This is a genomic window from Bordetella petrii (assembly GCF_020991325.1).
GTDB classification, from domain to species: domain Bacteria; phylum Pseudomonadota; class Gammaproteobacteria; order Burkholderiales; family Burkholderiaceae_B; genus Bordetella_A; species Bordetella_A petrii_E.
Map to the genome: position 1 here is coordinate 1 of NZ_JAJMLX010000209.1, position 8,299 is coordinate 8,299.

Genomic DNA, 8,299 nt, shown 5'->3' on the forward strand with positions numbered 1-8,299 from the left:
CCGCCGGCGGCGGCCGCGATCGCGCTCAGCGGCCGATGGCCTGGCCCCGGTTCGACGGGCGCATCGCGGTTCGGCGAGTTGGCGGAAGGTGCGGTCATTCTGGGAACTCCGGACACGTGAAAAGTCGCTTAGCGCCAGGCGGGCAGCGAGGCGAACAATCGGGTGAACAGCGCGGCGTTCAAGGCCCCGCCGTGCACATAGGTTTGCAGCGCAGCGCCGTCGACCTGGTTGGTCCACCAGTAGCTGGTATGCGAACTGGGATTGAAGCAGAACGGCAAATCGGGCCATGCCGCCAGGCTGCGGGCCGCCAGCGGCGCGGCGCTGTCGTCCAGGCCGGCGTTGAGAATATCCATGATGTCGCTGCCGCCGGACCGCTCGGCCGGCGCAATGGCGCCAGGGGCGCGTATTTCCTGCAGTTCGCGGTCGAACTGTTCGGCGGCGCAGCCGTGCCGCACGGCGGACAACATGCTGGAACCGATCTGCCGGTAGTAGTCGCTGGCACCGTCCAGCATGCTGCTGTGGTAGCTGTCTTCAGGCACCGCCAGCACCACGCATAGCGGGTAGCCGCGCCCGACGCGGTCGCGGCTGGGCGCGATGCAGCCCAGCTGGGCGCCGTTGCCGCTGGGCCCCGAGGGGATGGCGAAATTCCAGATGGGCGCGGTGGCGAAGCTGCGTGCCGCGCTGTCGTCGGGCGCCTGTTTCAACGCGGCCAGGCCATACTGCAGCCAGCGGTCCCACCAGGCAATCAGTTCACGCGGCAGGCGCCGGTGGACGAAATCGCCCGAGGCAGGAATTTTGCCGTACCACCCTAGTTGTCCCCTTGCATCGTTCATGGCCTGTCCTTGGAAGCTATCGGGGGCACGAGAAACCCTGCATCTCGGGAAGATGGAAGGGGCTCTTGACACTGCTTGCCGTGATCTCCAGCACCACTTTGCGGCCATTGATATCGAAGGTGGCAATGGTGACCTCGGGCGATGACCCACGCCGCAATTGTGCCTTGTCCAGCAGCCGGTTCAAGGCCCACGGCCCCGATGCGGATATGCCGGCCGGCCCCACCTGCGGTGTCAGTTCGATGCGCGCCTGGTTGGTGCCGCGCGGCCCCGGCCACTGCACATTGGTGGCCACCTGCGGGCCATGCGCGTAGCGCACGGTCTGGCCGTCCACATCCATGACAAACTGGGTGATCTGCGCGTCCATTTCCAGCGGCCGTATCGCCACGCGGTACGACGGCAGCGGGCTGCCCGCGGTGAAATACACATCGCGTATCACCGCGGCCCGGCGGAACGATTCCAGGAATGCCGCGCTGTCGCCCTGCTTGCCGTCTATGCCCGGCTTGAACCGCCAGCGCGAGCCTGACACATCGATCTGCGTGGCCAGGTTCTTCTGGAAGAAATCGTCCATCATGCCGTTGGGGCCGAACAGCCGGGCCAGGTCGTTGGGCGCCACATCGCGCGACCCACCGCCCGCGAAGGGGTAGCGGCCCGCGATCGACTGCCTGCAGAACATGCCGATGGTGGCCGATACTGTCTCGCCCAGGTGCTCGCGCGTGGCCTCGGAGATTTCGCCCGACGCCTTCACCGACAGGGTATTGAGCAGGTCGCGCAGGGGCTCGGGCAGGCGGCCCGCCTCGGCGCGCAGCTTGGTGACCACGTCCGACCCGGGTGCCGGGCTGGCGCTGCGCAGCGCGGCGTCGGCGGCGGTCAGGTACGTGTACAGCTCGTTGATCAGGCCCGTGGTGGCCATGATGGCGGGCGGACTGCCCTGGGCTTCGCTTTGCGCCAGGCGCCGGTAGGGCTCGAAATGCAGGTCGACGATGCGTTCCAGTTTTTCGTCGGAAGCATCGGCGCGCACCGCCGCACTGGGGCCGGTGGGGCCGAACATCTGCTCCAGCGCCTCGCGCGTGCTGCTGACCCGGTCGCGCGCCTGGTCCATCAGCGAACGCCCGTCATCGGTGTCGCGCAGCAGGCTGGTTTCGCGCGCCACGCCCTGCACCAGCTTCACCAGCGGCGATTCCGGCGCCGAGAGCGTGCGGGCCATCTGGATGTTCTGCAACAGCGAAGTGGTGGGCGCCAGCTGCAGGTCGTTCAGGTAGGCGTCCCACTGCTCGACGTAGTCGTTCATGTACAGCCGCTTGATATCGATGATCAGCTGCTGCTGGGCGCGCTGGTCCAGTATGCCGGGCGCTTCGATATTCAGCACCCACGCATCGTCCTGGCGCAGCAGGTCGGCCACGCGCGTGACACGCTGGTTGAACACATTCCAGTAGCCGTTGTAGCTGTACAGCGCCGGGATGCCCTGCGTCAGCGGCTTGCCGCTCTTGCGCACGAACACCGCGCTGGCCTGCGCCCCGCCCAGCGTGATAGCGGTCTGTTCCGGGCCGATATCACTGCTGGCCAGCATGCGGCGCATGCGGCTGTACGATCTTTGCGCCAGGGTGTAGCGCGCCAGCTGCTCGCGCACCTGGGTGACCAGTTCGTCGTCGCGCGGGAACGGCGAGGCCAGCACGCGGCCCTGCACCAGATTGCGCAAATGCAGCGACATCATGTCGTACTCGCGGCGCGTATAACCTTCGGGCAGCGTTTTCTGCATGTCCGACAGCAGCCACGCGTGCATGAACTCGGCGTCGTAATGGTCGGCCTCGTACAGCATCAGGTAGGCGCGCAGCGCCTCGTAGGTGAACTCCAGGTCGTTGGGCGCCGCCGTGCGCAGCGCCGTCTCGATGCGTCGCGCCACCTGAGGCAGCAGCACCTGCTCCAGCGTGTCGCGGTACACGCCCTGCGAAGCCGACAACATTTTCTGGCCTTGGTACAGGCCGAACTGGTAGCTGAGCGGCGGCGTATCCAGTTCGAACGTGGCGTGCCGCGGCAAGTACCACAGGCTGTCCAGGAAAGGCATCAGGCCCAGCACGTCGCCGGCCCGGGTGATCTTGATTTCCCGGCCCAGTTTTTCCACCGTGGGCACGCGGCGTTCCACCTCGGCCACGTAGGTCTTGTTGTTGCGGTAGCTGACCACCCAGCCCACGACCAAGGCCACCAGCAAGGCGGCGATCAGGCCGTAGCCCGCCCAGTGCAGGCGGCGGTAGCGGCGTTCCCAGCGCAGGTTGCGGCCCGCCAGCCCGGCCTCGCGGAAAATCACGTCCTGCAGCAGGCCTTTCAGGAAGTAGCTGCGCCCGTCGCCCTCGCCCTGCAGATTCGCCGCCGGCGCGCCGCCGCCGTCGATGCGCAGATAGCGTTTCAAATGCCCGGTGACCTGGTCGAAGGTCTCGCCGCCCTGCGTGCCGCTGGTGAAATACACCCCGCGCGGCACCAGGCGCGCCTCGTACTTGGAGGTGGCGAACACATCGCTCAGGAAGTGCCCCAGGATGGCCTGCAGGCCGGCGAATTGCTGCGGAAGCATATACGCCAGCGCGCGGCGGGCCGGATCGGTCTCGGCCGCCAGCACCTCGGGCAGCGCATCGTCCAGGCGGCGCTGCAGCAGGCTGTATTCGGCATGGAAAGCCTCGAACAGGTCGAAGTCGGCCTCCTGCGTGCGCGTATACGGCAGCGTGAAACCCCATACCTGGGACAAGTCTTCGCGGCTGAACGAGGCGAAGTATTCCTCGAAGCCCGACAGCAGGTCGGCCTTGGTCACCAGCACATACACGGGGAACTGGATCCCCAATTGTTCGCGCAGTTCCTGCAGGCGGCGGCGCAGCACGGCGGCGTGCTGCACGCGCTCGGCGTCGGACGCGGACAACAGGTCTTCCACGCTGACAGTCAGCATGGCGCCGTTGATGGGCTGCCGGCCGCGGTACTTCGACAGCAGGCCCAGGAAGCCCTTCCACTCTTCCTCGTCGCCGGTGGCGTCGCTTTCGTGGGTGGTGTAGCGGCCAGCGGTATCCAGCAGCACTGCATCGTCGGTGAACCACCAGTCGCAGTTGCGGGTGCCGCCCACCCCGCGCAACGCCACCTTGCCAAAGCGGTCGGCCAGCGGGAAATTCAAGCCCGAATTCACCAGCGCGGTGGTCTTGCCCGCGCCAGGCGCGCCGATGATCACATACCAAGGCAACTGGTACAGATACTGTTTAGAGAAGCGGTCCAGCGACAGGCGCCGCGTATTGCCGTCGAAGCGCGTCTTGCGCAACAGTTCGACGGCTTCGTTGAAACGCTCCTCGAGCTGGCGGATCTCGGGGTTGCCCGGCTCGGGCTCCACCTTTTTCTTGGTGGCGGGCTTGCGCAACTGGCCCAGCAATTGCGCATTCAGGCGGCCTTCGCGCCACTTGCGCCACAGGATGCGCAGCAGCCAGATACCGAACAGCACCGCAATGACGATGATGCGCGTGGTCTCGCTTTCCAGGGGGCGGGTGGTGCCTATGGCCAGCAGCGGCCCCGCTATCCAGATCAGCAGCGCCAGCGCGACCAGGCCCAGGAAGTTCCACAAGCCGCGGCTGAACAGAAAACCGAATACGTTATGAATCATTGCCGCGTACCCTCGACCGTTTCTTCCCGAGGCACCGGCGGCACCATCAACGTGATCTCGACGCGGCGGTTGCGCGAACGCCCCGCCGCCGTGTCATTCGGCGCCACCGGATCGGCGTCGCCACGGCCCTCGGCCCGCACGCGCTGCGGATTATCCAGGCGGGTTTCCAGCAATTCCTTGACCGCATCGGCCCGCGCCTGCGACAAATGCCAGTTCGACGGATACCGCGCGCCGCGCATGGGGATATTGTCGGTGTAGCCGCGCACCAGGATGTTGCCCTCGGTTTCGCGCAGGGCATCGGCCACGCGCGACAGCACCGGCAGGTACTGTTCACGCACCGATGCCTGCCCGGATTCGAACAGTCCGTCGCCGCGCAGCACCACCACGCTGCGGTCGACCTCGTCGCGCACGGTGACCAGCTCGTCGCGGATCTCGGGGGCCAGGAATACGGCCAGGCGCGGCGAGGGCGCGGGGCGCCGCTGCGGCGCAATCTGCACCGTGGGCGGTTTCAGGGCACTGATGGCCGTGAACACATCATCGGATTGGCGGCCCAGGCTCCAGGCCAGCGCCCAGTAGATGGCCAGCGCCAGCACCGCGGCCAGTGCCCCGAACACCCACAGGGGAATCGGCAGGCGCCGCAACTGGGTCTGGGCGGGCACGTCCTGCCAGTGCGGCGACAGCGCGCGCGGGTATTCCCCCCGCGCGGTGCGGAGGATGCGCAGCAGCCGCTGGCGCAGGGTCTCGAGCTGCGACCGGCCGTTATCGGCCACGCGATAGCGTCCCTCGAAGCCCAGGGCCAGGCAGTAATACAGCAGTTCCAGCAGGTCCAGGTGCTGGCTGGGATTCTGCGACAGCTTGGCCAGCAGCTGGAAGAATTTCTCGCCGCCCCAGGTTTCGTTGTGGAATGTCACCAGCAGGCTGTGGGCCGACCATACACCGTTGCCGCCCCATGGGGTCAGCGCGGCCGCCTCGTCCAGCGCGGTGCACAGACAGTAGCGCGCCCCCAGGATGGTTTCGTTGGGAATGCCCGCCTGCTGCGCGCGCAACTCGAATTGCCGGATCTCGTCCAGCAGGTGTTCGCGCAGCATGGCCGGCGACGGATGCGAGGTGGTAGCGCGGATCTGCGGAATCAGGTCCAGCAGCGGGTTGGCGGCGGCCACCAGCGGGTTCGACCCGCTGATCACATACTCGTGCGGCCGCAGCCGGCCTGAACCCATTCCCGGCCCATCGGGCATGCCGGAGCCGAACGGGCCTGGCAGAGCGGTATCGGAAGCTTGCATGGTTTCTCCGCTCCAGGGCCTAGTCGCGCAGGGCCCAGAATTCCATCGACAACCCGGGGAACTCGCCAGCCAGATGCAGCGCCAGCGCCCCGGTGCGTTCCAGCTGTTTCCAGAAGTCGCCGCCCTTGTCCAGTTCAAAGTACACGTGGCCGGCGCTGTACGGAATTTGCCGCGGCGCCACCGGCAGCGCGCGCACCGTCACGCCCGGCAGTTGCAGGTGCACCAGGTCGCGGATCCGCTCGACGGGACCGATCTTGACCTGCGCCGGGAAGCGCGACCGCACCGTATCCGTCGGCATGTCGGCGTGCACGGCCAGCACGAAGCCCGCGGTGCGCAGCAATTCCAGGTCGGGAATCTGCGCCACCCGCACACCCTGCCCGCGATCCTGCAGCGGTATCTGCAGGGCATGCTGCTCCAGCACCGCCGACAGCGAGCGGCGCAGTTCATTCATCAGGGTGCCGAAACTGGTTTGCAGATCGTCGTGTTCGTAGTCGGGCAAGACTTCGGGCCGGCGCGACGCGGCGGTGTAGGTGGCCAGGTCGCAGGCCAGCATCAGCCAGTCGTGGAACAAGCGCTCGGGGTGCAGCCAATCCGCCTGGCGGCTGTGCCACAGCGCGCCGACATAGCGGTTGACGGTTTCCAGCAGCATGAAGTCCGACACTTCGGCTACGCCGCCGCGGCCCGGCTGCGACAGCCGCATGGCCAGCGCCTCGCTGCGCGCATTCAGCAGGCCGTACAGTTCCTGCACGAAACCCAGCAGTTGCGGATGCGCGCCGGTCGACAGCCAGGGCGGAATATAGCGGTCGTCGAGCACCACGCGGTTGTCGGCGCGGCGCTCGATGACGCGGACCACGCCCAGGCCCAGCCATTCGTCGCCCAGGTCGGTTTCCAGCATCAGGCGCAGGCGCAGGCGGCCCAGTTGCAGCAAGGCGGGTTCCAGCCCCATGGAGCCGGAGTCCTCGACCTCGGCCTCTTGCACCAGATAGCGCGCCAGCGAGTCGGCCTCGTCTTCATACTGCACATCGGTAGCGCCCGGGCGCACGCGCGGCAGCGCCAGCATCACGCGCACATCCTGTGCCTGTTCGGGCACGTCCAGCGCCGCGGGCGCATCGTCGGGGTGCGAAAAATCGAAGGGGGTGCCGTCGGGAAGCACGCCGCGCGCCTCCGTCAGGACCAGCTTGCCCACCGCCAGCGCATCGCGATCCAGCGCCAGGTGGCTGAAGCCCCAGAAAAACCCGTGCAGGGATGCGGCGCGTTGCTGCAGCACCCCTTCCACATAACGCTCGAACTGCTGGAAATGCTGGGGACGCAGGAACATCCCCTCTGACCATATGACCTTGTTCTTCTCTGCCATGGCTATGTTTGCGGTGAAGTTGCGGGTTGGCGCGAAAAGCCTGCCTCGGCGCCCGCGAGCGGGGCGCCTTCAGTCCGTGCAGGCCCTAGAACGGCCACCAGGAGCTCTCGCGGTCGGTGACTGCCAATCCGTTGTCCTTGACGGACACTTTGATCGTTTCTTCGTTGGGCGAGAACTGCCATACCTTGTAAATATTGGTGTTCTGCGCCTCGGGCAGCGGCACGACCAGCCGCCAGTGGCTTTTCTCCAGGTCGCGGTAGGCGGCCACGACACCCACCATGCGCGCGTCGGCGCTGCCGGTGTACTGCAGTGTCTTGGTTTCCCCGGGACGCAGGATGACCTGGTCGGTGTTGAGCACTTCCTTGCCCAGCGCCGCCTGCGGATCGGACTGCAGCGAGAAGAAATCGCGCGACTCGAAGGCGCTGGCCGAACTGAGTTCGTAGATGGTGACCTGAATGGGCGAGGGACGCCCGTGGGTATCGGGATTGACCTTTTCGTCGGCCCGCAGCTCGATGGCGTAGGGCACGGGTACGCGCCGGGCCGTAGAGGAACAGCCCGCCAGCAAGGCCAGCACAACCAGGCTTGCGAAAAGCCCTTTCATGGAGGAAACAGCAGTCTTGCGAAACACCATAATTCGCGGAACGCCCCCTGGGATTATGGAGAAAGCGTGTATGACAAGGGAAAAATAAGCAACTGTCGTGTAAATACAGAAATAGTTACTACTGTTACGGAACCTCAGGGAGAATTGGCGCTTGGTCATAGTTTCCTAACTCCCCGACATCATTTCGGTCAGACTCGGTGGCTATCATCGGAGTGTCCGCACCCGCAATTCCAGCGCGCGATGCCACGGAGACTTCCCGCATGAGACTCACCGCGTTTTCCCGCCACGCCGACCCCGCGGCCACCCCGCTGTCGGCCGTGTTCCAGGCCCCCGGCGGCACGCTGGGGCGCTCGGCCGAAAACCATCTCGCCCTGCCCGACAGCGAACGCGGCATCTGCCGCGTCCAGGCCGCCCTGCGCATCAGCGACGATGCGTGCTACCTGGTCAACCTCAGCAGCATGGGCAGCGTCAGCATCAACGGGCGCGTCCTCACGCGCGACCAGGAAGTGCCCCTGCAGCCGGGCGACGAACTGAGCATCGGCCCCTACACCCTCAAGGCCGAAGACCCCGCCGCGCCCGTGGCCACCGCCGTTGCCGGCGCGGCGG

The 8,299-nt window shown here is 66.5% G+C and carries 6 protein-coding genes; 1 reads left to right on the forward strand and 5 read right to left on the reverse strand.

Going from position 1 to position 8,299, the window contains the following annotated elements; all coding sequences use genetic code 11:
- Positions 1 to 128: 128 nt before the first annotated feature.
- From tagF to tssJ, 5 genes are all read right to left on the reverse strand, one after another.
- Positions 129 to 833 carry a type VI secretion system-associated protein TagF gene (gene tagF / locus LPZ50_RS18125; protein ID WP_230663307.1) on the reverse strand — a complete coding sequence of 235 codons (705 nt, stop codon included), beginning with the start codon at positions 831 to 833 and terminating at the stop codon, positions 129 to 131.
- A gap of 16 nt (positions 834 to 849) precedes the next feature.
- Entirely contained in the window at positions 850 to 4,458 is a 3,609-nt protein-coding gene (tssM, locus tag LPZ50_RS18130) for a type VI secretion system membrane subunit TssM (protein WP_230663309.1), read from the reverse strand.
- Complete coding sequence (locus tag LPZ50_RS18135; protein WP_230663311.1) at positions 4,455 to 5,738, reverse strand: DotU family type VI secretion system protein; 1,284 nt, start codon at positions 5,736 to 5,738, stop codon at positions 4,455 to 4,457. Before LPZ50_RS18135 ends, tssM begins: the two co-directional genes overlap by 4 nt.
- Before the next feature lie 19 nt (positions 5,739 to 5,757).
- On the reverse strand, positions 5,758 to 7,092 hold the full coding sequence (tssK, locus tag LPZ50_RS18140; protein WP_230663313.1) for a type VI secretion system baseplate subunit TssK: 1,335 nt from the start codon (positions 7,090 to 7,092) through the stop codon (positions 5,758 to 5,760).
- An 85-nt stretch (positions 7,093 to 7,177) separates the two neighbouring features.
- On the reverse strand, positions 7,178 to 7,693 hold the full coding sequence (gene tssJ / locus LPZ50_RS18145) for a type VI secretion system lipoprotein TssJ (protein WP_230663315.1): 516 nt from the start codon (positions 7,691 to 7,693) through the stop codon (positions 7,178 to 7,180).
- 260 nt (positions 7,694 to 7,953) lie between these two features.
- On the opposite strand from tssJ, the gene LPZ50_RS18150 reads away from it, so the two are divergent.
- The coding region (locus LPZ50_RS18150; RefSeq protein ID WP_230663317.1) for an FHA domain-containing protein at positions 7,954 to 8,299 on the forward strand (346 nt) is incomplete at its 3' end.